The sequence below is a fragment of the Serratia sp. 2723 genome, assembly GCF_050434425.1.
Taxonomy (GTDB): domain Bacteria; phylum Pseudomonadota; class Gammaproteobacteria; order Enterobacterales; family Enterobacteriaceae; genus Chania.
The window spans coordinates 267,856-292,879 of the sequence record NZ_JBNDIN010000001.1 but is presented as its reverse complement, the minus strand read 5'-3'; the positions used below and the strand labels follow the sequence as shown (position 1 = coordinate 292,879).

Below are 25,024 nucleotides of genomic sequence, written 5' to 3'. Positions count from 1 at the left end.
ATAAGAAGGAGCATCCTTGCTCCACGTGATAGCATTACTCCCTGCTACGGCGCATATTGTGCAACCTGCATTTGCGCACTATATTCGCCAGGCTGGACCTGACCTTCATGTACCGGGGCAATGTGAATAGTCGTTGATGTATCCGTTGCGACCGCAGTGGTTGTCACAAACCAGTTACTATCATCTTTAGAGGGCACCAAAAGTACGTTGCTTACATCTTCCATCTGCGCCTCAATGGTGTTATTACCTTCAGCGTCCTTAAACACGGTCTGAACTGCCTTCCCAGGAATAGGGTCCTTCCACTGGAAACCAATGACCTGCGCCACACTGGAATCCGCCTTCATTTCCGCCAGCACCGCATCCGTATTTAGCTTGGTACCCAGTTGATGCGCAATAGGCGTGAGGGTCAGTACGCCAGGAAGAGAGAATTGAACCTCAAGTTCTTGTGGCGAACTATCATGCCAGGTTGCGGCAAAAGTAGAGCCCGATAGCAAAGCGAGAGTTGTAGCTATAATGAGCTTTTTCATGTTCTTCTCCATTAATAAAATGCTGAGCCAGTTAGTGTAGCGACATAGGTTCCAGGGACTGGAGTCATGGCAGTAGACACAACCACGTAAAGCGTGGCGGCTGTTGTATCAGTTGCACTTTTATCCCCATAAACGCCACTTCCGGCCACCAGTTCTGCCGCTGCAGTGCCCAGAGCATCGGACGCGAGCTGTACTTCCAAGGGGGTAGAACTAGTGCTATTTTTCAGCGAGGCTTTCGAACCATCGCTAGCGTCCTTGTTAGCATCCCCCCATTTGAAGCCCAGGTTCTTACTCACATTGGTACCAGACTTTACGAATACCGTCGCGAGTTTCGCTTTCACCGGCAAAAGCTGGCCAGCCGGTAGATTCAATTCTGGCAACAGCGAAATAGTAATATCCTGATCCTGCGAAATTGAAAATTTCGAGGTGGCTGCCTTTTGGTTTCCAAACCCTGTTGCGTACGATGTTCCCATCGTAGCCATCGCGGAAAGCAATACTGTTACCATGGCAATAGCTACCGTTTTCTTACGCTTGGTACATTTCATTTTAGTTTCCTGAATTATATTCAATAGTATCCAGCCGGATTTTATTCAACCGAATAAAATCTCTACGCCTGCCAATTTAACTTCGATAATTTCAGATTACAGCCCTTCGAATCAAAATTTATTCAAACACCACCCTCCCATTCTTGCATTAATTCAGGCACAGCTAACATCACGTTCAACACATCACTTATAGGTGTGCAATGAACACGACTTCAATTTACAGATTGCAGGCATAGCGTCACGCCAACGACATTAATTAAATATCGTAACACCCCATATATTCAGCGAATTGAAAGATCTCTACAGCATTATTTTAGATACGCGGTTCCCCCGAGCTCGTAAATGAACGAGCCTGCTCCGGTTATACCGGTAGAGTCCGTTGACGCCGTCAAGGTATAGGTCGCAGGCCCAACAACCGATGAAGCCTGCATCTTGGTAAACGTTGCCGTGACTGATGGGGTAACCGCAGAGGTATTAGCCCCCCCCAGCGTTATGGTCAGGTCACCCTTTCCGGTACCGGTGGCACCGCTGCCGGTCCCAGTTATTGTTGCGCTTGTATTATACGCTCCAGCAGCACCTTTCGCTTTTATACCCAACCCCACAAACTCCGTCGTCCCACAATCCACTTTTACAGTCCCTGCCCCTCCCGCGACGGTGCTTGTCGGATCCAACACCTTGCCACTCACTGTTATGTTCTTGGCAGTTACACTAAGGTTGCAAACTGCGTCGATGCTTGCGGTTATAGTGAGATCTGAGGTCTTTACGTCGCCAATAATGTCATTTGCTGCATACACATCGCCGCACAGACATGCCATCAGCCCCACAGTGACAGCTGAAAATCGCTTGGCACGAATATATTCTTTCATTTCATCTTCCTTACTTTTCATGGTTTTGGCTATACATCATTGTACTCATTCTTTCTTGGTCGGAAATTGCCTTGCACATCGCTATTAAAATAGAGCGCGGTGTTCCGATAATTGCTTTCTGTTAGCCGGTTAAACTGGCATATTCTATGCGTAATTTGAAATGCTCTCCCGCTGTCGCCTTGCCCGGAAATAAACAATTACCCGTTATAGTTGTTTCTAATATATCCCCATTCACTGTGTTCCAGTAGCCGTTTAAACCCGCTGGTTTAATATTTGCTGTGTCAAGAATTAGATTTATCGCCCCTCCTTTATCGCCGCTGACACTCGTCCCTGCTCCAAGTTTTTTCGGCCCCTGGTCGATAATTCTAAACCCAATTCGCCCCGCTAACGTTGTATCAGAGTTGTGCGCATGGATTTGAAATAACGATTGGCTCTTGGTACAAGGAATACGTAGCGACGCATTCGAGGTAGTCAACGTTACCGTAGAACCTAAATCTTGTTGAATTTTCAGTTTTGCGTAGAAGCTATATTTTTGTACGAACTGCGTTGGCATTGCCCCACACGCACTCACAAAGAACAACGTAGCCATTGTCACGCCTAAATTTAAAGTAATATTCATGATGTTCCCCAATATCCAATAGCAATTGGAATACTGTATGTCCCTGGAACCAGGTTTGCCGTTCCACCTGGATAGGCACAACCAAAGTATAAGTTATTGGGCCCAGTACCCGATGGCAAGAAGATCGTTCCGCTCCCCCAGATTGCACCACTGGGCTGAGTTCCTGTAGTACCGTTCTTGGTCGAGATTGTTAACTTGCAACTATCACCCCACTTGCCTGCGATAGCCGATCCGAGCGGATAATCGATACCATATCTGTCACTGCCTGAACTCTTTTGAAACGCTATACCTACCTGCGCCGTGGGATCATCGCAACTCCCCGATACAGTACCAGCAAAGAATAATGCTGACGAGATGGCGGGTATATCCGCAGGAATGGGATTCATCGTTGCCTCCCCTGTACATGAAAAAGTTGCACCAACGGTTATCGTCGCAGCGGTGCTGGCGAGTCGAGATGTCATGGTCGCCAAAGAGATAGCAGGATAAATGGTGCCCAAGGCCATGCAATAGCCAAGGAACCGCGAACAACCTGTTATAAATAATACGACACGACGTAAAAAGTTCATGATTATGATATTTATTGGCATATATCCCCCTAGACATAGGTCCACACAAACATTAAATGTATATATTTTATCAGTGGACCATATTGGCGATAGACTCGTTATTTCGACTCTTATCGGGAATAGCGTTTTATTGATACCTTATTTGTCACCACGCGGAATGCATCAAGGCAGAAGAGCCATGCCATTTATCTGCAGTTGATAACGGTCAGCAACCACGGCCTGCTCACCATCGACCCGTACATCGAATTTCGCCATGTCATCACTTGTGGTTAAAATAATCCCTTTTCCGTCTTTAATATCCGATTGCCAACCATCCCCTTCCAACCTGACATGAAGTTTATGGTCGAGATTTTGCTCACCCGCCAGCACATAGCGGTGCGGCTGGTCGGTAGATTTCACGGCATCACTCCAGATCTGAAACCCGTAATGATCTTCATGAAACACAATCCGTCCCACACCAAGACGAGTACCGTCATTTAATTTTCCCGATTCCAGTACACTACGCATTTTCAATACAATTTGTGGAGTGTCGTCAGCCTGCACCAAACCAGGTAACGTTATTGCCAGAATAAATACGCAGCAAACCCGCCATATGGAACCGTACCTGCGATGTTGTTGGTGCTGCTGCCGTTGTTCCATCGGCTTTCCCCTACTCAGTGAATGTCAATATTGGTCGGTTTAACGTTACCAGCTCTTCAGCCGCATACTGCTTGCATAACATACAATCCTGCCACTCCTTTCTCTGCTGGCAGCTGATAATTTACCTTGCATTGATTGCCGCTCCATTTAACCGTCAACTGGCCCTTATCCGGCAAGCCTGTCAGATACACTTGACCGTCATCACCCACGATACCGGCACTGACTCCCGCCATGGTAGCTACGGCACCCAACGGGATTTCGCTGCCGTCAGGACGGGTCAGGGTCATCATGCCTCGTCCACCGACGCGAGTCTGGAACTTCACCGGAATGACAGCGCCCTGTGTCGGTACCACGTTTACATCGGTTTGGGCTATCTCGGCATCCGATATCAGCGCAGTCGGGTCCAGGCTCACCGTATTCTCTTGATACGCCGCCAAGCCTGGCGACAGCGTGTAACCACGGAAGTCTGTTTTCACCCCTGGCCAACTACTTACGAGCACACCTGACGCCCCCGGAGCTTCAATCAAGGCCACGGTATCACTGAGTGGTTGGCCAAACGTGATACCGTGGCTATGTGCTACCACCCCGCCAGCCACGTTAACGCCCATCTGGCGGAGACTCGAACTGTAACGGTAGTTCCCCCCAACAACACCATATCCGCCATCCCAACTCAGATTCATGGCACTGGCATTTCTTGAGGAGTTATCCTTCCCTTCCAGGTAGTCCTGCGTCAGGTTCCAGTTGAGCCGACGGGAGAAACTCTGGCCACTCAACCCCAGCTCGTGGCTCGCAGCGCCTTCAGATGGAGCGGTGTACTGATAGTTCGCGTACGTCGAACCTCCAAGCGGAAAACTCACCGACATCGTCGTCAGATTGTCCATCGCCTTTTCTCCGGTACCATTGATACGCTTGTTGCGCGACCAGTTCAGCGAAACACTGGCACTTCCCAGACTCACTCCATATCCCAAGGTGAGAGTTTCATCGTGCCCAGTACGGTCCCAATAGTCCTGCCGCGTCCCACTGACACTGATATATCCCGCCGCCCCCATCGACTGATTAAGGGTCAGGGAGGTGTTGGACTTGCGTCGTTCGTTGTCATCGTAATACCACCAGTCATCTGGGGATGAATTCCCCCGGTAGCTATCCAGCACATCAGAAAGGGTGTAATACCCCGATGATGCGTACTGATAACTGGCCAAAGTAAACGTGGTGTTGGTGGCGTTGATTTCTTTGGAATAGCGAACGCGCCATGTCCCCCCCTGCTCTTCTTCTTGCTCGCGGCGACGACCCCGGGCCTCAGTGCCATCCAGGGAAATGCTGCCCCAATCCCCCATCGACAGCCCTAAACCCGCCGTCACGGCACTGTAGTGTTCAGCCCCTTGCAGCCCGCCGTAAGCAGTTAATCCCCAAGGCAATCCGTACATTGCCGTCAATTGTCCGACCAGCGATTTGTCAATGGCAGAGTCCGCTGGACGGTATTGCCCAACCATCATGGCGTAATTCAGATACCCTTCATGTACGGCAATGGCCGGTGTTTGGTACGGCACTGTAAAGGTTTGAGTCTGTCCGTCAGTTTCCTGTACAGTTACCTGTAATTCCCCCCCCGAAGCCGGCACGCTTAAATCGCTCAGGGCAAAAGCTCCTGGCGCGACCATTTCGCTGTAGATGGTGTAGCCATTCTGCTTCACTTCCACCCGCGCCTGAGTCCGGGCAATGCCACGGATCACTGGCGCATACTCCCGTTGGTTATACGGCACCATACTGTCATCCGTACCGAGCATCACACCGCGAAACGGCACAGAATCAAAAATATCAGAAGGAGTAAAACGCTCCCCTAGGGTCAGGCGACTTTGGTTATCATATAACCCACGTTCAGCATAGGTTTGCAGGGTCTGCCACTTGCCGCTATCATTGCTCTGCTTTTGCCAATTTGTCTGATTTCTCAGACGCCACGCCCCGATATTGGCACCAGGATTCAGTTGCACATAAGTGCTATCGTCATTGCCACCCGCACCATCACGGTATTCCGTACGGTTGGTATTAGCACTGTAATTCAACAACAGTGCCGGGATGCCGTCATCCCATAACTGACGAGGCGCAATCCCTCTCAAATGAGGGCGCATGGCCACCTGAGGAATACTCAATTGCAGTTGCTGATTGTTAAACAAAAACTCGGTTTTTGCCTGTGAGATAGCATTCAGATTGGCGCAGACTTCACCTCCTTTGCTATTCTCATCACCATGGCTGTCAGCACGGCCCTCCTTTACCTCAGTAAAGCCTCCACTAGCAGTCAATCCAGGATAGTCCTCTACCTTTACGCCATAATGTGACAGTTGTTCAACCGTCAGGCAGGGCGTCAGTACAGATTGTTCGTTGGCATCTTTCTTTAGCACAAACTCCACATCCTGAGTATCAACCGGCTCACCATTGAGCAGAATATCAACATGATATGTGCCCGGAAGCTGACCACCAGCATTGAAGACTGAGACATCAACACGCCCATCTAACGCATTTGAATCAAACGACCATGTTTTGGCATTAAGCCCCCCTGAAAGACAGGTGAGGCTAACCGCAAGCGCAATGCGCGAATACTTCATGGCTGAGATCCTTGCTTATTGCCAAAGTAGAGCGGATTATCGTGTTATTATTTAACAATTGACTGATAGACCTGACTTTCGCCGCCGTAATCAGTGATAACCTTCCATTCCACCTTATTCCCGGACGCACTTTTTGGTATTGCAAGGGTTTGGCTACCACGAGGGGGCACATAATCCGGATTGACTGTCACTCCTCCCAACCGGACATTGCTCAGACTCATGTAATAAGGTGTTGGATTGGTGACCTTCAATTTGTCACCTTCTTTATTCCAAGTCAGGGTTGATGCCACTGTTTCCGGTCCACCTGTAATAGAAGAAGGGCGGACCAGTAACTTGACACAACTGCTGATGCTCATTTGAATATTCAGTGATACCTCTTTGCTGGTTTTTTTGTCCCCCTGCGCCCATTCGTCATCGGCTTTTGGCGGAACCCCAGTCACACACAACCACCTGAGCGTTTCGCGGTCATGAGCAAACTCCCCTCCTGTACGCACAATCCGAATCCGGCTTTGCTGCTGGCCATCCAAACGAAACACCGGAGGAGTCACCATAAAATCTGTTGTAGATTTCTTATCCTCACCCAACACTTTTGATTGAACGAGGATGGGATATTCCTGCGGATTGCTAATCTCCAGTGAACTCCCCCCCGATTCCGGGTCATAAACGACCCGCGTCGCTCCCAGCTTAACCGTAAAGGATTGCGTGGAAGTTTTGATATTCGGATCTGCTGCCAGCACACTTCCCACGCTAATAAACACCGTACCAGCTACCACCAACGTATTTAATGCTTTTCTCACTCTTCTTCTCCTGGCGTATCCGCTACATGGAGTCGCCTCATCAATTTTCCGCTTTGCAGTACTCTGCAAACACGTTTTTGCGAGTAGTCAATTAGAACCATTTTGACAACTCTTGTTTTCTCGTGGCGCAAAAAGATACAAATTAGCGCTTTGACAGATAAAAAGTCGTTGGGATGTTACTTACACAAAATAAACCACCACCACTGTCAGTATGACGAGTGCGCATGCTGAAAAATGCAAAGATTCAGCTACAACCCAGTGGCGGTCTGATAATCGAGAATTCAGAGGTGGATATTGCAGAAAAAAGCGAGCGCAGCAGGCTTGTGTGGAGAGCAAGATCGCTCAACCATCCTGCTGCTTTTGCGTAGGCATGAAGGTTAAAAAAGAGTAGTCAGTTTGGTTCTAAATGTTAACAGCGCGATCATTTTTCAAGCAATTACCCACTCATCGGGTTTCCTGGTTAAATGCATTTTCAGGCCAGGCAATCTGGTGGACAGGGCAGTAACAGCATCAGAGATGCCATGGCAGAATTGATGAGCCAGATCGCATACAAGCGTTTTTTTTCGCACCTCGACATTGATGGATTACAATAGAGGCTCACGCTCCGAACACTCGACTCAGGACCCAGTGGAACACTCAGGGAGATAGCATGGCGCACATGTCGCGGGAAAACGCAGAACATATCGTCTGCCAACGAGGCTGGCTGTCGAAAATGCCTGACACCTTCAGGAAATGTTTGCTGCAACATGCCCAACTGTTGAAATTCGACGCTGGCGAGGTCATCTTTCAGCCTGGCGATCCCGCCGGGGGCATCTACGGGATGGTCGCTGGCACGGTGATCGTAAGTACGGCCCCCCCTGATGCAAAACCGCGGCTGATCCACCTCGCACTGCCCGGCGGCTGGACGGGTGAAGACAGCTTTCTGACGAGACAACCGCGGCGGATAGAATTGGTGGCACAGAACGAAACCTGGGTGATGCATGTTCCGTTGGAAACCATGGAGCAGATGGCACAGGCCGATCCAGAAAACATTCGGGCCTTCGGCATTATTTCAGTGATGGCATCGGATTCCCTGCTCAGAATTGTGCATGACCTGCAGAAAAAAAGCGTCAGTGCCAGGATCGCCTCCGTTCTGCATCGCATGTGCTGGACCAGCGATGTGCCGGTCTGCGTTTCCCAGGAGAATCTCAGCATCATTGCGAATACCTCCCGTAAGCAGGCCAACAGCGTTGTTCAGCAGTTTGTGGCAGCCGGTTGGGTAGAAGTCCGTTACCGCTCTATTACCGTTACCAATCCTTCTGCGTTACGCCAACACGCAGAGCAGCCGTAACAGGCGCCTTGGCTGGCCCTGTATGCGGTGAATAGAGTACCGGCTTCTGCCATCCGATATTAACTGATGTGAATTTTATCCAATTTAGCTTTACGGCCCGTCGTCGCCATCTTTGGGCATAATTAATTCAGCCTCCCTTATGGTAGGTAAAATTAATTTATTAACCGGCTGGATAGATAGCGTAGTAAATCTATTGGCGATAAAAAGCCTGCGCCTATCCAACAAATGGATAGGCTTGCATAGAGAAACTCTATAACGCAAGGAGAGATAAGACATCCCTGTCATCATTGATGGAAAAATTGCGTTTTTTTGCCCATCACTATCATCATTTTTTGGCAAAAATTACATTCAGATTTTTAATCAAACCCAGGTATGGTGCTAAATATAATACTCATAATGAAATATAAAACTTATCATTATTTTTTTAGAAATAACACAAGGATCTAAAACAGAGTACTGTCTTTGTCGGGTTCGAAGAGGACTTCCCCCTGCCATAGCCGGGAAAAGCGCGCCGCATTACCTGCCGTATAATGCACCGTATGACGGATATTGCGGTGCCCCAGATAGTCCTGTATCAAGCGCGTATCCATACCCTGCTCAGCCAGTTCATAGCCACAGGCATGACGCAACATATGCGGATGGACATCGAACGGCAACCCAGCCAGGCGCCCGTACTCCCGGCACAGCGAGTAAAAACGCTGCCGGGACAACCGCCCGCCCTTGCGGGAAACGAATAGCCAGGGCATCCCATGGATACTGGCCATCTTACTGCGTACATTCAGCCACAAGACCAACGCACGTTTGGCCTGTGGATGTATCGGATGGACGGTACTGAAGCCGTTTTTCAAACGTCGAATGCATATCCGCCCACCGGATAAATCCAGGTCCTCCAGTTTCAACCCGGTCAATTCGCTGGTTCTGAACCCATGTAGATAGCACATCAGTAGCATGCAATAATCCCGCACACCGTTCGTCCCTCCATAGACCGTTCTGATTAGCCCGCTCATTTCCTGGCGTGTCAGATATAATCTTTCTTTCATAATTACCCCCGGTAGTTATAAATATTCACTTTAAAATAATTGCTATTCTGCTTTTGCATCACATAAGCAGTTCCCTGGTGATCCCTACTGCAGACGGGCTTATTCCAGGTTTATCCTCCCCCCTGATGTTGGACACAAAGAAACCGCCACCCTGAAATACGCATATTTAAATTATGTATAAAGCCATGGGTTACCGGTCAAACCGGGTTGAAACTCACCTTGACCTAGGATTTAACTCATTTTTAGCTTGCTTAATAGGTATTTAATACCTAACTTTCTCATTGCACACTGTGTCAAATCGGACAATTGGGGAAAAAAATGCCAGAGATGTCGCGTGAGACTGCCGAACGTTTGATCTGTGAAAGAGGCTGGCTGTCTCATATGCCCGAGCCATTCAGGGTCAGATTGTTGCAACATGCCCAATTGTTGAAATATGAACCTGGGCAGATCATTTTTCGCCCTGGCGATCCGCCTGGTGGGATCTATGGGCTGGTGGCAGGTACGGTGATCGTCAATACCGCCCCTCTGGATTCCACGCCAAGGCTGATCCACATCGCGGTGCCAGGTGGCTGGACGGGGGAAGACTGCTTCCTCACCGGGCAACAGCGGCGGATTGAGCTGCTCGCGCAGAGTGAAACCTGGGTGATGCACGTCCCGATTAAAACCATGGAACAGATGTCTGCGGCAAATCCCAACGACATGCGGGCGTTCGGGGTGATTTCGATTATTGCGGGGGATTCCCTGCTGAGGATCGTGCATGATTTGCAGAAAAACAGTGTCAGCTCAAGGATTGCCTCCGCGCTGCATCGCATATCCTGGACGACAGACGCCCCGGTTACCGTTTCTCAGGAAAACCTCAGCATCCTCACCAATACCTCCCGGAAGCAGGTGAACAACGTGATCCAGCATTTTGTTGAGCAAGGATGGGTGGAGACAGCTTATCGCTCCATCACCGTCACCAACCCTGCGGCATTACGGCAGTTCGCAGAAAAAGACATTACGGATTAATTTATCGCGGAAGGGGAAAGTCATGGTACAGATGTCACGCAAACATGCAGAAAGCATCATGAGCCAGCGCGGCTGGTTGTCTCATATGTCTGAAGCCTTCAGGCTCCGGCTGTTACAGCATGCATCGTTGGTGAAATATAACGCCGGTCAGGTCATCTTTAGCCCCGGCGATACGCTGGGAGGGATCTACGGCTTTGTCGAAGGCATGATTATCATCAAGACAGCGCCCCCCTACGCCACGCCACGACTGATTGACATCGCCGTACCCGGAGACTGGATGGGTGAGGACAGTTTCATGACTGGTAAACCACGCCGGTTTGAGTTGGTTGCACAGAATGAATCATGGATGTTGCATGTGCCACTGGAAACAATGGAGCACATGACCGCCGAACATCCTAACGACATCCGGGCGTTCGGGGTGATTTCGATTCTGTCAACAGATTCACTGTTGCGCATCGTGCACGACTTGCAGAAAAAAGATGTCAGCTCCAGGATTGCCTCGGCATTACACCGCATGTCCTGGGTGACCCATGCACCGATCGCCTTCTCCCAGGTAAATATCAGCATTATTGCCAATACCTCCCGTAAGCAGGTAAACAGTGTGATCCAACAGTTTGTTGAACGAGGATGGGTGGAAACGGGCTATCGTTCCATCACCGTTACCAATCCGGTGGCGTTACGCCAACATGCAGAAAAAGACGCGATAGAAGGTTGAGCCACCATCATCACGCACTGCATCATTATCTCAAGGTGGGGTAGCTTTTTCTCGTTGATATAGGTGCCCAATGCGCAAATAAACCCCACCTCCACGACTCATCCTGCGACAACGTGGCCGTATCAGCTCAAGTATGGCGTACCACCCGTCATAGCCGCCATATGGGAAAATAAAGTCCTGACTAGTTGGGAAATAGGAACGTTATGCCCGCACGAAAACCCAAGTCACTCGGCCCATATTCAGGAGCAGTCACCCAATAACGTGCACCAACTTGAAAGCTCACCAGTTGCGAACCCAGTTTTACGATTTTTGAAATTGTAAAATTGGCAGGAACGCTCCATTTGTCATCATTCCAGTCATACAAGCTTTCAGCATCTACTCCGAACGTCCAGGCATCCGTGGTGGTATGAGAAAAGAAAGGTTGTAAAAAGGTTGTATTGACGTTGCGGCGCTGCCGATCTCCTGCAAATGACCAAATGTGATTAGCAAGTACCCCATAGGTCAAACTGCCTTCTTGCTTCAGTAACACCACGCTGGGTCCGCCTCCCCACTTTTCTCCGCCCAAAAGGGAGTCCGTGGCCGAAGGTATCAAAAACGCAGGCCCTACCCCCCAGATAAGCCCGTTAGAGGTGGGTTCCTTTGGAGAAAAGAATAAACTCTGTGTAATATCCCCCAACCCCGACTGATTTCCAGATTTGCCTACTGCGTCATGCTGGGAAACTATCGGCAGAATCGTACGAGAAATAACATTCCAATCTTTATTTATTGAAAATGGGATGACAGGCTGAATATTTAAAACAGATTTAGTGCCATTCTCGGGGCCATAACCCCCATCGTAGTTAAATTGAAATGGGACACTGACCAATGCAGCGATAGGATTGGCCAGTTTCTTGGCGTACTCTGCTTCTTCTGCTTCTGCAGACAAAGAGCCAACCAGCCCGATAGCCCCTATCAGAACCAAACGTAATTTAAATTTCATAATAGCCTCAAAAATTCAGAATTATCAATACTTGACCACGGCAGCGTTCAAATACCAGCCTTGTCGAGGTCTATAAATTCACCGCCCTCAAGGAAGTTACTCCTATCAAGCCGAACCGCTCACTACGACACTGGGAAATGCCACTGACCATTCAAAATTTCATCGTCGGGCTGATAAAGCCTGACCGTATAGTTCCAACCAGGCATCGTCGGCAGACAATTGGCAATCTTGCCGTCGCAACCACCAAATTGGATCACAATCGAACCATCCTCACTTTGTGTAGCCGTGAGGTTATTTAACGAATAGGCGTTATAGGTTTTTTTTCTCGAAGTAACCGGCTGCATTATAAACGCTCACGGACCAGAAGCTCTTAATTGGGACATATCCAACCAATAAGCCGATAAACCGTTTTCCCATCATTTTAAAGCCGTCAAAATAATTCAGAATGTAAATGGGATGTGCGTTTTTTAAATCCCCCAGCCAGCGGATGGTAACTACCGCCTGAACAACCAATCGGTGGTGATCCTGTCCAGGGCACCGGAATGTTTACCGTCTGCGCCAAAGTAACGATCCGTACGACACTCCCTCGCACGCACGTTGCAGAATATGCCGTTGTCAAAGGTAAACGCGGTGCGGTCAAATCGGCCATGTGCCACCAACTGCCGGCCTTTATTTTCCCCCAGATATCGGGTTGTGAGTCTCTCAGAGACGCCTGCGGCGTCAGCACAGAAATACGCGTCGCAAACCACACCCGCTGCCGGAAAGCGCAACTGGTGGTCACTGGCCGTGCCAGCAAACGACGCCAGCCCAAGCGCGGCCACCAGCATGATGTTGATTCTTTTACTCATCGTGTATTGCCCTTAAAAATGGATTGCGCTGCCGCCAAGATATAGTCCAGAACGATAATGTCCTTCAGCACCGGTTTAAATATCGCTTTCAGCGCCTCATGGGCCGGGTGCGGCAGGTAGCGCCTACGCGCGGCTTCATCGGCAAAGGTCATCAGCACGCAATGGCTAAAACCGGCGTTTTTATCTTCCGGGCTGTCGTTCTGCCCCCACTCCACATCGAGCACCCCGATAATCTGTTGGGGGAGAGTCAGAAAGGCCTGCCGCACAGATTCAATCTGCTGATGGGTTGCCGATGCGTGAAACGTAATAAACAAAATATGGCGGATCATTCGATTGTCCCCTGAATAAATACCCCGGTCGCCAAATACAACGCCAGCCTGTCCGCCTGCAATGGCGGCGCAAAATAATACCCTTGCTGCTGGCTGATCCCTTGTGCCAGCAGCCATTCATGCTGGGCCTGGGTCTCTACGCCTTCAGCCACGACGTCGAGCGACATCAGGCGCGCCAGGCGGATCATCAGTTCCGCCACCGGCACCGCCCCTCCGCCGGGAAGTTCGCGTACATGCTCCCGATCTATCTTGAATCCATCCACCGGCAACGTTTCCAACTCCCTCATCCCCTGATAGCCGGTAGCAAAATCATCCAGCATCACCCGTATCCCCTCTTCCCGCAGAGTCAGCAACAACTGGCGGCCACCAGGAACCTGTGAAAACGCCGCCCGCTCTCCCACCTCCGCCGTCACCCTGCCTGCCCGGCTCGCGAGCGCCCGTTGTAACCGACGGCAATCCTGCAAGAACTGCCCCGATCCCGCATGGGCGGCACTCAGATTGACCGAAACCTCAAAACCCTGCGGTAACCAAGTCTGCATCCGCGCCAAATCACGGCAGACCTGACGAACCAAAATACGGGTCATTGGCACGATCAGCCCCTGCTCCTCCGCCAGCGCGATAAATCGCTCTGCCCCGCGGATACGGCCACCAGGCAAATGCCAACGCGCCAGCACCTCACAACCGCTGATGCGCCCTTGCGCCCCGGTCACCATCGGTTGATACCAGGCCCGGATGTCGCCACGGGCCAGCGCCCTGCGCAGTTGGCGGGTCCGGTAGCGCGTTATCACGTTCTTGAAAAAAGGACACCTCATAAGCTGTCAGCCTGGATTCGGCCGGATCAGGAACCAGCGGCGTAATGCCTGCAGCCCTGCATCCGAAAGTTGCCCTTCCCCCTGCGGTAAACCCGCTGCCGCTTCCACCGCAGACTTGCCCTTCACCGCCTTCTTCACGGTCATATTCGGCTCCGCCACGATATGCAGAAAGCGGCGGCGCACTCCATTCACCACCCGTTCGTAACTCTGGCGACTGCGTATTTTCTCCTGATCGGCCCGGCGGATATACGACATCACATCCCCGGCACGCTGCAATGTTATCCTGAAGGTCTGCGCCAACTCATCCCGGCAGAATGGCCGGCCCAACCGCCAGCCCCAGGTCGCCACCGCCAGATACAGAGGGGGATCGCCCAGGTCCTGCAACAACGCGGGCAGGGTATATTCACCGTAATTAGACTGGCCAGGTGCGACCACCGCACCGGCATTTTGCTCCTGTGTTGCCATCATGATTTCCCCTTTACTTGGTGTAGCCACTCAGCAACATCAGCCGGTCACACAGATGGGCACGGGCCTCACACCAATGGCGATCTACGCTGGCCGTGGCCAAATCGGACGCTGCCAGCCACTGCTGTGACGCCGCTACGTAGTTTTTCCCTCGCTCCAATATCGCCGCCGACCGGCTGAGCGCATGGTACTGATCCCGTTTGGTCGGCTGTGCGAGTAACACCTGCAGCGATGCGCTCACATCGCCGATATCGTCATGATCCCGATCTTTTTCCATCACCACTGTTCCTTACTCTATGCATTGCCGGGCAATACCCGGAACTGTCTCAGCAACACTTTCAGATGCGCAGCCCCCAACTTGTTCAAGGCGCCCTGCCGCTGGGTGTACAGCGTCTTGCTACTGATATCCAGGCGTCGAGCCAGCGCATGGACCGACACCATCTGCAGGCATTGCCATAACACCCCCCGCTCCCGGCTCGACAACTCCGGGGTGCCGGTATCGGCCAACAACAGCGCCGACCAGGCCATGATGTCCGGATCGTATAATTCGTCCTGGGGGTACACGGCCCGACAGAGCACCGCCAGCGGCAGGCGATCGTCCAACACGCGTACCCACAGCCGCACCCCGACCCGATTCAACACCCGCAACACCAGCTCCGGCGTCAGGGCGGTCAGCACTACCAGACGCTCGGCCAGCGCCAACGGCATACCAGGCGCCCCCAGTTGGAGCAGAGTGCTCAATGCCGCTCGTGGGTCAGCGGGGAGGCGCACCACCATGCAGTCAAACTGTAATCCGTCATACGAGGCTCTGCCCGTCACCCAATGCCTATGCAGTGCCCCGAGATCTTTTACCCCCGTTGGCCTTAGTTTCAGGCCGTCCCAGTGCGGCCCCCCCTGTAGCGCGGCGACCAATCCCACACGCCCATAGTGGCAACCGTCAACCACCGCGACCCGCCATGGCACCAGTCTGCGTCTGCGCCGGGTTGATGAGCTTGCCAGTGGCATAGACGGCAATGCCGGTAACGTTGCTGTAATACTGGGTCTCCGGGCCACTTGCCCCATTGGCTCCTTATTGGACATACACTCCCCTTTCTCTGGCGATTACCTACACGCTCTGCGTAACGACGACGGCCCTTCAGAACCTGGCGATCAGCACAATACTCAGTGCCACGCACAGTACGAAGGCCACCACAAATACCAACGCCTCACGGACAGCCTGCCTTCGGTCACTCTCTGGTTTAGGCGCATCCGCCGCGCCCCGTCGTGTCCACATCATCTTGTTCCGTTTCAATTTTCATTCGTCCTTGCCACAGGATGCGCCCCCGCCACAGCCGGATATGAGTAACGGCATCCGTGACGTTCCACCACAACACCGGGTCCGGCACGCTGAGCCAACCAGCCCGCACCGGGCCTTCCCGTACCAACTCAAGCCGCAGCCCGGTACGCTGGCCGCCATCGCCTCCCCCACTGACCACGTTGCGGTCGAGGACCGCTCTGACGCTTAGCCCCGGCAAACTGGTGGCAAGCAGCGTCCAGTCCAGTATTTCGCCCTGGCCCGTGCTCAGGGCACTGTCCCCTGGCGGCACGCCGGGGGGCAACGGCAGCGTCACACTGGTGATCACGGTGCCGACGGGCAGTGAACAGTCGACAATCAGGCGCGCGTGCGGGTAGTGCCAGGTGATACGGGCTTCCCGGCTGGCATGATTACCTGCACGAACGAGGGGATGGTGTATACCCGCCAGCAGCAGCAATGGCAGCACCACGACCCTTTTTATGATGCTCCGTATCATTCTGGTGCTCCCTGCTGGCAGCACCGTAGTTGCCCTTCCTGCGTCAGACAGCCCTTGCCATACTGATTGCTTGTTGCGGTACCGCTGGCGCGAGTTTGCGCTGGCGGCTGTGTACTCCCGTGATCCACAGAACCTCCGTCGGACAAAAGACCCGAACCGGCCAGAAAGAGCTGCCCCCGGCAAGCCCGACATCTCTGCACCGTGCCTTACTCATCCCCGGGGTGCTTCCCCTCATGTCTGGGCGGGTGATCCCCCTGCTCAGGCATATTGAGCACTTCATACCAGGATGCTGCCCCCAGTTCGGGTGCCGCAGGGGCAAACCGGCCATTCATCAACACCTGATCGACCTGCTGAAACAGATGATCGACGACGCCCCGATCGGTGCTGCAGATCAGCAGCAGGCCAAGGCCGACCACCAACAACGGCATCACCCAGCCCGTCATCGCGTGAGGAACAGGGTCTGAACGCCTGCGCCAACGCGCCAGCCACACCAGGATCACCGTTCGCACCACCAGCAAAAACAGCAGGCTCAGCACCATCCGTACCAACAGCATGATCAGCCCCGCCCAAGGGGGCGTACTCAGGGCCAGCATCGGGGCCAGCACCAACTCCCCGACCAGGGTCCACCCGAGGGTGGTCATCCCTCTTCTCCTCGCCCCCTCCAGCCCAGCGCCAGCGCACGCACCTCCGCAGTGAAAACCGAACTACGCCTGCTCCGAGGGCGAGAGACTGCGCCACGTTGCGGCATCATCTCGTCGCGGATAGCGGACACCTCAAGCATGGCGGTCCGTATCCCCCCCGCAGAGACCCTCACCACCCGCCGGGCGCTGACCACATCCGGACGCCGGGCCGTGATATACAGCATGATGTCCGCCGCCTGGCGCAGCGACAGACCAAACACCTGAGCGATAGCCAGCCGTGTCGCAGGCTCCCCCGACCGCAAGCACCACTGCGCCACCTGCAACCACAAGGGAGGCAAGCGTGCAGACTCAGGCGGTGCCTGCGTATCCGGCGCAACAACGTTGTCTGAGTTAACTGTTATGCCTTTCATTTTGTGCTCCCGTTGACCTGTGCTGGCCGTATCCCGCCCGCTCAGACCATCTGTTTTTTATCCGCCGGCGTGACGCAGCCCATACGCTGTTGGTTAGGTGCCACGCCCCGAGTGCTCACCTTGGCGCCCCTAGACTGGCACCATCAGGGCCAAGGCAAAGACAATCGCGCCCATCACCAAAAACCACAGCACCAGCAGGAGAATGGATGTGATGGGATAACCGCGTTTTTTCAGCGCTTTCAGTGCTTTCATGTTTCAGAATCTCCCGCTGATGCCCAGCAGGGGACCCTGCTGGACAATGTCGTAAACAAAGCCGTCATGGCGGTAGTCCACCCCCATCGCCCGGTAACCGGCCACCGCCGAGAAGCCCGGCATGAAATCCCAGCCCACCAACCCGGCCACGTCCCAGTCCGCCCGGGCCTGACCGCCCCCAGCCAGCCCCCAGGACGACAGCCAGACTCGGTCACTCAGCGCTACCTGCCCGCGCAACCCGACCAGAGCATCCATCCAGGTGGCATGGTCCGAACCCGAGAGACCACCTTGCGGCCCGTCGTGCAGGCTCAGCGTGCTGCCGCTGTACCAGCCGCGCACGCCCCCGGCGATATCCAGCCGGAATGTTTCATCACCGAGCACGGTGTAACTGCCGCCCATAAAGCCCGTGAAGCTTTTGCTGTCGATATCCAGGTGTTCAGCCCCCGCGTCCGCGGGCAGGTCGCTACGGGTGGTGGTTTCGATGTACATCAGGTCGACCAGCAAGCTGTACGGTCCTTTGCGAGCTTCCCCCATGGCCATCACCGCCACGTCCAGGTTGCGGACAATGTCGCCGAAATCGGTTTTCATAAAGGTGCTGCCGGTGTTGCGGTTGCCTACATAGCCACGGATCCCCGCCCCCCACAGGTACGGACCACCGCTAAACTGCCAACTGTCACTGTCTGCCGCGGCAGCCGAAAGTGAGGGCGATACCGGCTCCTCGACCGCCCTCACGGGCTGGCTGGCGCTCACCGCCAGAGCAGCGACCAGCAGAGCCAGACAGACACGCCCGCGCTGGGAGGGCAAGTTCGGTTCAAGACGATGCATCATCACAACCTCCTCAATGCTGAGTCAGAGACAGGGCCACGCGTTCAGCCGCACACTCCGGTGTCGGCTTCTGGCCGGCCTGATTCGCCGCCTGTACTTCGCGCTTTGCCGCAGCCAGATCGGCCTCAAATGCCGGGTTGCCGTGCAGCGTGGCAACGGTCGCCGCCCCCGTGAGCCGCCCGGCGTCCACGTCACTCTGCCAGTGGGCGTTACAGATAACGCGGCTCTGACCAAACGCCAGCCCACGGGCCAGGACTTCAGTGGCACGCGACGGCTGCACTTCCGCCAGAATCAGCCCCCAGGCCCACCCCGCCGCCGAGTGACCGGACGGCCAGGAGCCGTCGGTACGCAGCAGGGGCTCCATCGATTTCAGACAGGTCCCCTCACCATGCACCACAAACGGACGGGTACGGTTCCAGGCATTCTTGCCGGCGTAGGTCGAGCCACCCGCATCCGTCAACACCCGCTGCATCAGGGTGTAGAGGTGCGGAGTGCGTTTTTCACTGATGTCAGTCCCAAGGGCGCAGGCAAAGGCGTTGGCCGGAGCCGGGAAGGCCAGTTCTGCATCCGTGGCGGCCAGTTTTTCGCGCGCCGAGCCTTTCAGCGACAGCGCGGCGCGGTGCGCCTCCTCGTCACGGGCCAGTGCAGCGGACCCCTCTGCCGGAGGTGCGCCCAGCAGGGCCAGACGCAGGGGCAGGTTCTCCGGGGCCAAATACCCTGGGGCAAGTTTAAAATGCGGGTCGGTCACCGTCGGCGCTGCCCCCTCGGCGAGAACCAGACCGGACCACAACAGCCCCGCCAGGGGGGCCAACAGACAGAGAGTCTGACAAGTACGTTTCATCTTTTTCCCCTTAAAGTCGTTGATGTTGTGGGTTGGGCTGCGTGTCGGCACCTGGCAGAAACCGCACACAGACCAACCCGGGCGATCAGAACTGGTAGAGTGCGTTCAAGAAGGCCCCGGCTCCCATGGTTTCATCCGTGAGCGGACTATGGCGGGCACCAGCGGTCAGGGTATAAAGCTTGAACCCGCCTTGCAGCGCCACATGGGGCTGGACCTGCACGGTCAGCGCGGTTCTGAGGGTGACATCCCGCATGCCGCCACCGGCGTGGTACTCGTTAAAGCGGCTGTTGGCCGCCTGCTCACCGGTAACCCCGAAGCGGGCCATCATGTCGTGGCGGTCACTCCAGGTGCCGTACAGTGCGGACTCCAGCGTCATGTTGGCGGCCAGCGGCAGGGAATTGGCGACCCCCGCCTCCAGGTAAGCCGTGCGCCCCAGGTCATTGCCGCCGTAGTCACGCTTGCTGGTGGCCTGCAACCCGCGGACAAACAGGCGGCCCGCCGACAGATTCAAGTACGCCTCCGCCCCGACCAGAGCGGTGCTGTCCAAATCCCCCATGCCACGCAGGTAGTGGTTGTTGCCCCCCAGGGTACGGATTTTTTCCTTGCGACCTGGGTCATAACCGACCAACAGCGCGACGCCGAAGGCGGATAGATTCGGCAGGTCCCAGCGCAGCCCTTCAGGAAACGCCGCAGTGAACTTTCCCCAATGTTCCGTCGGGATCACCGCTTTGAGCGCCAGTGAGGGAAACGCCTCATAGCGTGAAGAACCTTCGTACAACGGGTTGACGGCCACACCACCGCCCACCTGGATGGATGGGGCCGCGTCGTGGGACGCCTGCTGCGAGGGGCTTGCGGTACCATCTGCCTCATCGATAGGGGCGGCAGCCTGGGCGCACAGCGGCGCACCGGTCATCAAGCTCGCGGCCAGCAATACGCCGTGGAGCGCGCTATAGGGGTATTTCACGTTCATGGTCTTTCTTCCTTAGTGTTATTCATGCCTGTTCACTGTTCAGGCGCGGCTGAAATACGCTGCCGCTCTCCCGGTGTATTACCCGTGTAGCCAGTTGGCCACTCGAAAACTTTTTTTCTATCTACTTTTCAGCCACCTGCGAATTAACCTGGCCGCTGCGACCATTCCATTTGCCCGAAAAAAGGACGCAGCAGTCCCCTGCCGATGAGTGGTTTTTTAAAACCAACCTCAGCTGAAATAACTCTTGGTGTGTCAGTGCCGCCGTGCGATGTCGTAATTAATTAAAAGTCTGGCCCTTTTCTATTCCCCCTAAATGCGCAAGTGACTGCTTACCCCGCATCGGCTACGGTGATGTCAAAGATCAGCGTCGCCCCGCCCGGAATGGTCGGTGGCAGACCCGCATCGCCGTAGCCTTTTTCTGGCGGTACCACCACCTTGATATGGCCGCCACGGGCGATTTTTTGCAGGCCGATGGCCACTGCGGGCATCAGCGCGCCGACTTTGGCGGTCTTGGACTGGCCGCTTTCGCCGCTACCATCAAACACCGTGCCATCTGGCAGGCTGCCGGTCACGGTGAAGGTCACCACGTCCGAGGCGGTAATGCGCTTGCCTTTACCCGCCTCGACAATGCGGTACAGGCTACCGGCGTCGCGCGAGCTGCCCTTCTCTTTCATAAAGGCCGACTGGAAAGCGCGCCCCAGGGTCTGCTGACGCTCGCGCCCCTCTCGAGCCTTCTCCATATACATCTCGTTGAGCGTGGTCATGATGGTATCCACCGACTCGCGGCTCATCTTCAGCGGTTGGTGGGCGGCCATATCATTCAGCCCCTTCATCACCCAGTCCGGGTCCAGCTCAATGCCCATGCTGCGCTGGGCAGTCATCGAGGACTCGATTTCGCGCCACACCGACACCCCGCTGGCATAAGCCTGACGCTGTGCGGCAGTCTGCGGCGCATCGGACGACTCAGAAATGGCGTTGGACGCTGGGGCGTCGGCCTGCACCGGTGGGGTAACTGCCGAGGTAGAAGCGGCCTCATGTACGTCCGAATTAACGGTATCCGAGGACGTCGCGGGCTCAGCAACCGACTGAGCTGGTGCCGCAGACGCTGAGATGGTTGGTGCTGGCACAGCGACATCCGGTGTCGCGGTGGTTGCGGCTGGCGCGGTGCTGACCATACGTTCTTGCAGCGTGCGCAGCAGTTCCTGCTGTTCAATCAGTTGCTTTTGCAAGGTGGCAATCAGGGTTGCTGCCTGGTCAGCAGGCAGCGTCGCACTGCCCGCCACCTCACCCGACGCCTGCGCCACCGTGGCCGGACTCACGGGCAGGGTTTCACCAGCGGGCGCGGCCATCACCGTGCCTGCACTCAGTAGGGCCACGGTCAGTGCGGCCAGGCGCAGGGGCTGCCGGGCGTATTGTGCATCTGGTCTGTTTACTTTCGTCATCCATAAATCCTCTGTCTGGTATTGCATGTCATTTCTGCTCCCACCGGCGTCCTGAGTAGCCTGTGGGAGACACAGATTAATAGGTCCCGGGGGCAAACCGCGGGTCCCAGGCGACCTCATGCCGGGCCTGCGCCAGCGCGGCATCACCAGCCCCCGTGTCACCCATCAGATACAGCGTGTCAAGGTACATTTTCCAGCCATTCGGGTCCGGGTAGACCGCCAGATAGCGCTTCAGGTATGCCGCAGCAGTGGCCAGCAATTGTCTATCCAAGGCTGGGTCCGCAGGCAACCGGTCCTGGTTGTAGCGGTACAGCACATGCATCGCCTCTTGATACCCCACCCGCTCCGGGGCATACCAGGGGTTCAGGCGTGCAGCGGACAGCAGAAACCCTGCCTCCGCTCCCCCAGTCGCATTCACCTGTACCCGGCCCGCCTCAATACACATGGCCGTGATGCAAAACCACAGTGTCATCACGACGACACCACACACCAGCAGGCGGCGCGTCAAGCCCCACAACGCAGAGAAGGCCGGCCCGGCATGGGCGCCCGCACCGCACGGCGCTGTGGGCTGCACATCCCGGTCTGTCCCCGCGGCGGCCTCTGTCATTCCCCCCTGTTCCCGCAGGGCCAGAGCCGGCAGCAAGACCAGTAGCAGGAGATGCAGTGGGCTTTGATAGGCCGGGTATTCCAGTAAACTGTGGACCAGCACCGGAGCCAGACACAGCAGCCAACCGGGCCCGGCCGTTCCGGGTGCACCATAGCCTCCACGCTGCGCGCTCACTCGCAGACCGTTTCGCAGCAATTTCACACCCCACACCATAAAACAAACCATCCCGGCAAGGCCCACCAGACCGCCTTCACCCCACCAGAGCAGGAGCTCATTGTGCGGGTAAGGCATCATGGCTTTATCTATCTGCACCTGGTGGATCATCGCCAGTCCGTCCGGAAAACGGTGCGCAAACTGCCCGTAACCGATACCGGCCCATGGATGGGTCTTGATCAGTGCCCAGGTGGCATGCCAGATCTGGGTGCGTGGGGTGTCCGCACTCAGGACTTCCCGCGCCGACCCGCCGTGCAGCCACAAGAGTAGGATCATCCCCCCCCAGCCCGCGACAACGCAGCCCCCGGGGATTAGAACCCGCCAACCGACCCGTTGATAGGCCAGCCACGAGAGGGCTGCCAGACCCGTCCACACGCCAAGCCAGCCGGTTCGACTGAAGGTCAGGGTCATGGCGGCGGTCATAACTGCCACCAACAGGCTCGTTCCTGCCAGATGCCAGGGATGCCGTCCAGCATGGGTAAATAGTAAGTGCGTACAGAGCAGCACACCCGTGGCAAGGAAGGACGCGGTGAGGTTCGGCTGGCCGAACAGCCCCTTGGCCCGCCCGCCGGGCACCATTTCCAACAGACGCCGTGTCCCGGTCAGGGCCGGATGCACCTGCCACAACAGTACACAGGCCACAGCCAGTGCCGCCGCGACCAACACACCTGCTGCCAGCCAATCGGCGGTATCAAAAACGCCCGCAGGCCGCCGAACCAGGAGAACCATCATCCCGAACGCCAACCACAGCACAACCACCCGCGACCAGGCTTCCCAGGGGAGCAACGGAAAGCCCGGCACCCACAGCAATGGCAGTGTCAGCAGCAGACTGCCCGCTATCGGGATGGTTAAGTAGCCCCTGGCCCCCATGTTGTTTGACCACAACCTCTGTATCCTGCGGTGTACACTGAACAGAAACAGCAAGCAGGTATTCATTAGTAACTCACGATGGACGCAGTCACGGACATCGTATAGCTCCCCGGTTTCTGACCAAGGGTTCCTGAAGTGCACAATGTCGCCCCCAGGGGGATGACAGTGGCGTTTAACCCCTGTCCCACAGGAATGTCTGTGATATGTGTGCTCGTGACACCATCAAGTTTTATCACGCTCGAGTCGCTTGCATTACAGGTATGTTTAGCATCACGAGTAAAGAGCATGTAGAAGGAAGGTTGATCCGCCTTATACATCAGCTTGGTGTTAGATTCGACGGTTCCGCCCCCGGCAGGTTTGAGTGTGAACCCGATGGGTAGAACTATGCCACTGGTGTTCGTATGGGCGCAGGTGACTTTCAGATCCATCTCCTGGCCGGTCGACTTACCCACAATATCACCAGATTTGCTGGACGGTTTGGCATCCGAGGTCAAAATGATATCAGCCCCACCAAGACCGAGCGTGCAGGTTAGTCCGGCGGTAACAATTGACGTGGGTTTATTTATGGAACCAGATTTTGTCGTTCGATAATCCCGGAGTTGCAAATTTGTCAACTTGGTTACACCAGGTTTCGCCGAAGGGCCCGCAATGAGGCGAGAGATGAGGGAGCCGGTCGTCAAGGTCTTGCTGGTATTGTAGTAGGCGCGATCTTTTAATTTGGTCGAGTCAGGCCCGATAAAGGCGATATAGCCCTTCTTTACTTGTATATTGTTTATGTCTGGATGTGGCCCAACTGCCTGTTCCCACATGGCACCCGATATTTTCTGTACAGATGCTAGTTTTACCAGCTCTGGGGTATTAGATATGAAGTCGGCCGTGAAGGACCACGTGACCCATCCATTGACACCACCGAAGTCCACGTAACTTTCAGCCTGCCGTGTAATAGTGCCCCCCACGGGCACCATGTATACACCGTTTTCGGGTACTGATATGCCATATGTTGTAGGGGATAGCCCAGGCACTGCCACCCCCCATTTAGCCCCACCGCGAGACGCGCCGACAGCAGTGCCAGCGGTGTTATCATCGGCGGTCAGGTACAAATATGCGTTTGGGTTCACGTCACAGTCGCCGGAACATGATGCAGAAGGGATGGCGAAGTCGCTCACGAAGTCACCGCCAGGAAGAACGCTATTTGGGGGGATCGAGGTTGACAGGACGTAGACTATCCGGTCAGCCTTACAGATTGTCGGCCCCCATACCAGCAGGATACAAAACGCCCAGATTGTCCAGCGTTTGCAGTATGTCGACACCCGTGCATGCTCCTGTAATTCGGTACTTTTTTGCTTCCGCACCGGTAACCGCGCACACCGCTCATAAAGCCACTGCCAGGCCAGCGCCATGCGCGTATGACCGCCCTTGAGGGCGCGGCTGGTCTGTATCTTGTCGTTCAGCGTCATGGTGTTACTCCTTACTTCTTCTGA

General features: G+C 54.9%; 30 protein-coding genes. 3 read left to right on the top strand and 27 right to left on the bottom strand.

Translation table 11 applies throughout. The features are described 5' to 3' along the window. Positions 1-44: 44 nt before the first annotated feature. The 8 genes from ABIE29_RS01405 to ABIE29_RS01370 form a co-directional block, all read right to left on the bottom strand. Positions 45-527 (bottom strand): hypothetical protein, encoded by a 483-nt coding sequence (locus tag ABIE29_RS01405; RefSeq protein WP_429616466.1) that lies wholly within the window; start codon positions 525-527, stop codon positions 45-47. Positions 528-538: 11 nt separating this feature from the next. Further along, positions 539-1,072, bottom strand: coding sequence for a hypothetical protein (locus ABIE29_RS01400; RefSeq protein ID WP_429616464.1), 534 nt, complete (start codon positions 1,070-1,072; stop codon positions 539-541). Positions 1,073-1,380: 308 nt separating this feature from the next. Then, positions 1,381-1,938 carry a hypothetical protein gene (locus ABIE29_RS01395; protein WP_429616462.1) on the bottom strand — a complete coding sequence of 186 codons (558 nt, stop codon included), beginning with the start codon at positions 1,936-1,938 and terminating at the stop codon, positions 1,381-1,383. 121 nt (positions 1,939-2,059) lie between these two features. Next, positions 2,060-2,557, bottom strand: a complete 498-nt coding sequence (locus ABIE29_RS01390) for a hypothetical protein (protein ID WP_429616460.1) — start codon at positions 2,555-2,557, stop codon at positions 2,060-2,062. Next, positions 2,554-3,144, bottom strand: a complete 591-nt coding sequence (locus ABIE29_RS01385; protein WP_429616458.1) for a hypothetical protein — start codon at positions 3,142-3,144, stop codon at positions 2,554-2,556. The genes ABIE29_RS01390 and ABIE29_RS01385 overlap by 4 nt, the downstream gene beginning before the upstream one ends. A 141-nt stretch (positions 3,145-3,285) precedes the next feature. Then, positions 3,286-3,762, bottom strand: a complete 477-nt coding sequence (afaD, locus tag ABIE29_RS01380; RefSeq protein ID WP_429616456.1) for an AfaD family invasin — start codon at positions 3,760-3,762, stop codon at positions 3,286-3,288. A 56-nt stretch (positions 3,763-3,818) separates the two neighbouring features. Further along, positions 3,819-6,359 carry a fimbria/pilus outer membrane usher protein gene (locus tag ABIE29_RS01375; RefSeq protein WP_429616454.1) on the bottom strand — a complete coding sequence of 847 codons (2,541 nt, stop codon included), beginning with the start codon at positions 6,357-6,359 and terminating at the stop codon, positions 3,819-3,821. Between the two features lie 47 nt (positions 6,360-6,406). Further along, entirely contained in the window at positions 6,407-7,156 is a 750-nt protein-coding gene (locus ABIE29_RS01370; RefSeq protein ID WP_429616452.1) for a fimbria/pilus periplasmic chaperone, read from the bottom strand. A 649-nt stretch (positions 7,157-7,805) separates the two neighbouring features. On the opposite strand from ABIE29_RS01370, the gene ABIE29_RS01365 reads away from it, so the two are divergent. After that, entirely contained in the window at positions 7,806-8,486 is a 681-nt protein-coding gene (locus tag ABIE29_RS01365; protein ID WP_429616450.1) for a Crp/Fnr family transcriptional regulator, read from the top strand. 443 nt (positions 8,487-8,929) lie between these two features. On the opposite strand, the gene ABIE29_RS01360 is transcribed toward ABIE29_RS01365, so the two are convergent. Continuing rightward, a complete protein-coding gene (locus tag ABIE29_RS01360; protein ID WP_429616448.1) occupies positions 8,930-9,526 on the bottom strand; it encodes a tyrosine-type DNA invertase in 597 nt (198 codons plus the stop codon). Positions 9,527-9,844: 318 nt separating this feature from the next. Here ABIE29_RS01360 and ABIE29_RS01355 point away from each other — a divergent pair, with 318 nt between their 5' ends. Together ABIE29_RS01355 and ABIE29_RS01350 are read left to right on the top strand one after the other, a co-directional pair. Further along, positions 9,845-10,534: a Crp/Fnr family transcriptional regulator gene (locus ABIE29_RS01355; protein WP_429616446.1), complete on the top strand. Its 690-nt coding sequence runs from the start codon at positions 9,845-9,847 to the stop codon at positions 10,532-10,534. A gap of 22 nt (positions 10,535-10,556) precedes the next feature. Further along, complete coding sequence (locus tag ABIE29_RS01350) at positions 10,557-11,249, top strand: Crp/Fnr family transcriptional regulator (protein ID WP_429616444.1); 693 nt, start codon at positions 10,557-10,559, stop codon at positions 11,247-11,249. A 181-nt stretch (positions 11,250-11,430) separates the two neighbouring features. On the opposite strand, the gene ABIE29_RS01345 is transcribed toward ABIE29_RS01350, so the two are convergent. The 18 genes from ABIE29_RS01345 to ABIE29_RS01260 all read right to left on the bottom strand — a co-directional run bounded on the left by ABIE29_RS01345 (position 11,431) and on the right by ABIE29_RS01260 (position 25,000). Continuing rightward, the gene (locus ABIE29_RS01345) at positions 11,431-12,228 is read right to left on the bottom strand and encodes a hypothetical protein (protein WP_429616442.1); all 798 of its coding nucleotides are present in this window, start codon (positions 12,226-12,228) and stop codon (positions 11,431-11,433) included. A 122-nt stretch (positions 12,229-12,350) separates the two neighbouring features. After that, on the bottom strand, positions 12,351-12,572 hold the full coding sequence (locus ABIE29_RS01340) for a DUF1214 domain-containing protein (RefSeq protein WP_429616440.1): 222 nt from the start codon (positions 12,570-12,572) through the stop codon (positions 12,351-12,353). A 150-nt stretch (positions 12,573-12,722) separates the two neighbouring features. Next, positions 12,723-13,076 carry a YcgJ family protein gene (locus tag ABIE29_RS01335; RefSeq protein WP_429616438.1) on the bottom strand — a complete coding sequence of 118 codons (354 nt, stop codon included), beginning with the start codon at positions 13,074-13,076 and terminating at the stop codon, positions 12,723-12,725. Beyond that, positions 13,073-13,405, bottom strand: coding sequence for a Dabb family protein (locus ABIE29_RS01330; RefSeq protein WP_429616436.1), 333 nt, complete (start codon positions 13,403-13,405; stop codon positions 13,073-13,075). Before ABIE29_RS01330 ends, ABIE29_RS01335 begins: the two co-directional genes overlap by 4 nt. After that, on the bottom strand, positions 13,402-14,217 hold the full coding sequence (locus tag ABIE29_RS01325; RefSeq protein WP_429616434.1) for an EAL domain-containing protein: 816 nt from the start codon (positions 14,215-14,217) through the stop codon (positions 13,402-13,404). The genes ABIE29_RS01330 and ABIE29_RS01325 overlap by 4 nt, the downstream gene beginning before the upstream one ends. A gap of 6 nt (positions 14,218-14,223) precedes the next feature. Beyond that, positions 14,224-14,685 (bottom strand): CaiF/GrlA family transcriptional regulator, encoded by a 462-nt coding sequence (locus tag ABIE29_RS01320; RefSeq protein WP_429616432.1) that lies wholly within the window; start codon positions 14,683-14,685, stop codon positions 14,224-14,226. A 10-nt stretch (positions 14,686-14,695) separates the two neighbouring features. Beyond that, positions 14,696-14,959, bottom strand: a complete 264-nt coding sequence (locus ABIE29_RS01315; RefSeq protein WP_429616430.1) for an ANR family transcriptional regulator — start codon at positions 14,957-14,959, stop codon at positions 14,696-14,698. A gap of 17 nt (positions 14,960-14,976) precedes the next feature. Beyond that, positions 14,977-15,762 (bottom strand): LuxR C-terminal-related transcriptional regulator, encoded by a 786-nt coding sequence (locus tag ABIE29_RS01310; protein ID WP_429616428.1) that lies wholly within the window; start codon positions 15,760-15,762, stop codon positions 14,977-14,979. Between the two features lie 158 nt (positions 15,763-15,920). Next, positions 15,921-16,472, bottom strand: coding sequence for a hypothetical protein (locus ABIE29_RS01305; RefSeq protein WP_429616426.1), 552 nt, complete (start codon positions 16,470-16,472; stop codon positions 15,921-15,923). Between the two features lie 206 nt (positions 16,473-16,678). After that, positions 16,679-17,113: a hypothetical protein gene (locus tag ABIE29_RS01300; protein WP_429616424.1), complete on the bottom strand. Its 435-nt coding sequence runs from the start codon at positions 17,111-17,113 to the stop codon at positions 16,679-16,681. Beyond that, positions 17,110-17,523 (bottom strand): CaiF/GrlA family transcriptional regulator, encoded by a 414-nt coding sequence (locus ABIE29_RS01295; RefSeq protein ID WP_429616422.1) that lies wholly within the window; start codon positions 17,521-17,523, stop codon positions 17,110-17,112. The genes ABIE29_RS01300 and ABIE29_RS01295 overlap by 4 nt, the downstream gene beginning before the upstream one ends. A 129-nt stretch (positions 17,524-17,652) precedes the next feature. Continuing rightward, positions 17,653-17,775: a hypothetical protein gene (locus ABIE29_RS01290; protein WP_429616420.1), complete on the bottom strand. Its 123-nt coding sequence runs from the start codon at positions 17,773-17,775 to the stop codon at positions 17,653-17,655. Between the two features lie 3 nt (positions 17,776-17,778). After that, positions 17,779-18,603, bottom strand: a complete 825-nt coding sequence (locus tag ABIE29_RS01285) for a hypothetical protein (protein ID WP_429616418.1) — start codon at positions 18,601-18,603, stop codon at positions 17,779-17,781. A gap of 10 nt (positions 18,604-18,613) precedes the next feature. Beyond that, complete coding sequence (locus ABIE29_RS01280; protein WP_429616416.1) at positions 18,614-19,441, bottom strand: acid phosphatase; 828 nt, start codon at positions 19,439-19,441, stop codon at positions 18,614-18,616. 85 nt (positions 19,442-19,526) lie between these two features. Beyond that, entirely contained in the window at positions 19,527-20,411 is an 885-nt protein-coding gene (locus ABIE29_RS01275; protein WP_429616414.1) for a MipA/OmpV family protein, read from the bottom strand. Positions 20,412-20,740: 329 nt separating this feature from the next. After that, positions 20,741-21,853: an FKBP-type peptidyl-prolyl cis-trans isomerase gene (locus ABIE29_RS01270; protein ID WP_429616412.1), complete on the bottom strand. Its 1,113-nt coding sequence runs from the start codon at positions 21,851-21,853 to the stop codon at positions 20,741-20,743. Between the two features lie 76 nt (positions 21,854-21,929). Further along, positions 21,930-23,609 (bottom strand): O-antigen ligase family protein, encoded by a 1,680-nt coding sequence (locus ABIE29_RS01265; RefSeq protein ID WP_429616410.1) that lies wholly within the window; start codon positions 23,607-23,609, stop codon positions 21,930-21,932. Beyond that, a complete protein-coding gene (locus ABIE29_RS01260; protein WP_429616408.1) occupies positions 23,609-25,000 on the bottom strand; it encodes a hypothetical protein in 1,392 nt (463 codons plus the stop codon). Before ABIE29_RS01260 ends, ABIE29_RS01265 begins: the two co-directional genes overlap by 1 nt. Positions 25,001-25,024: the final 24 nt, after the last annotated feature.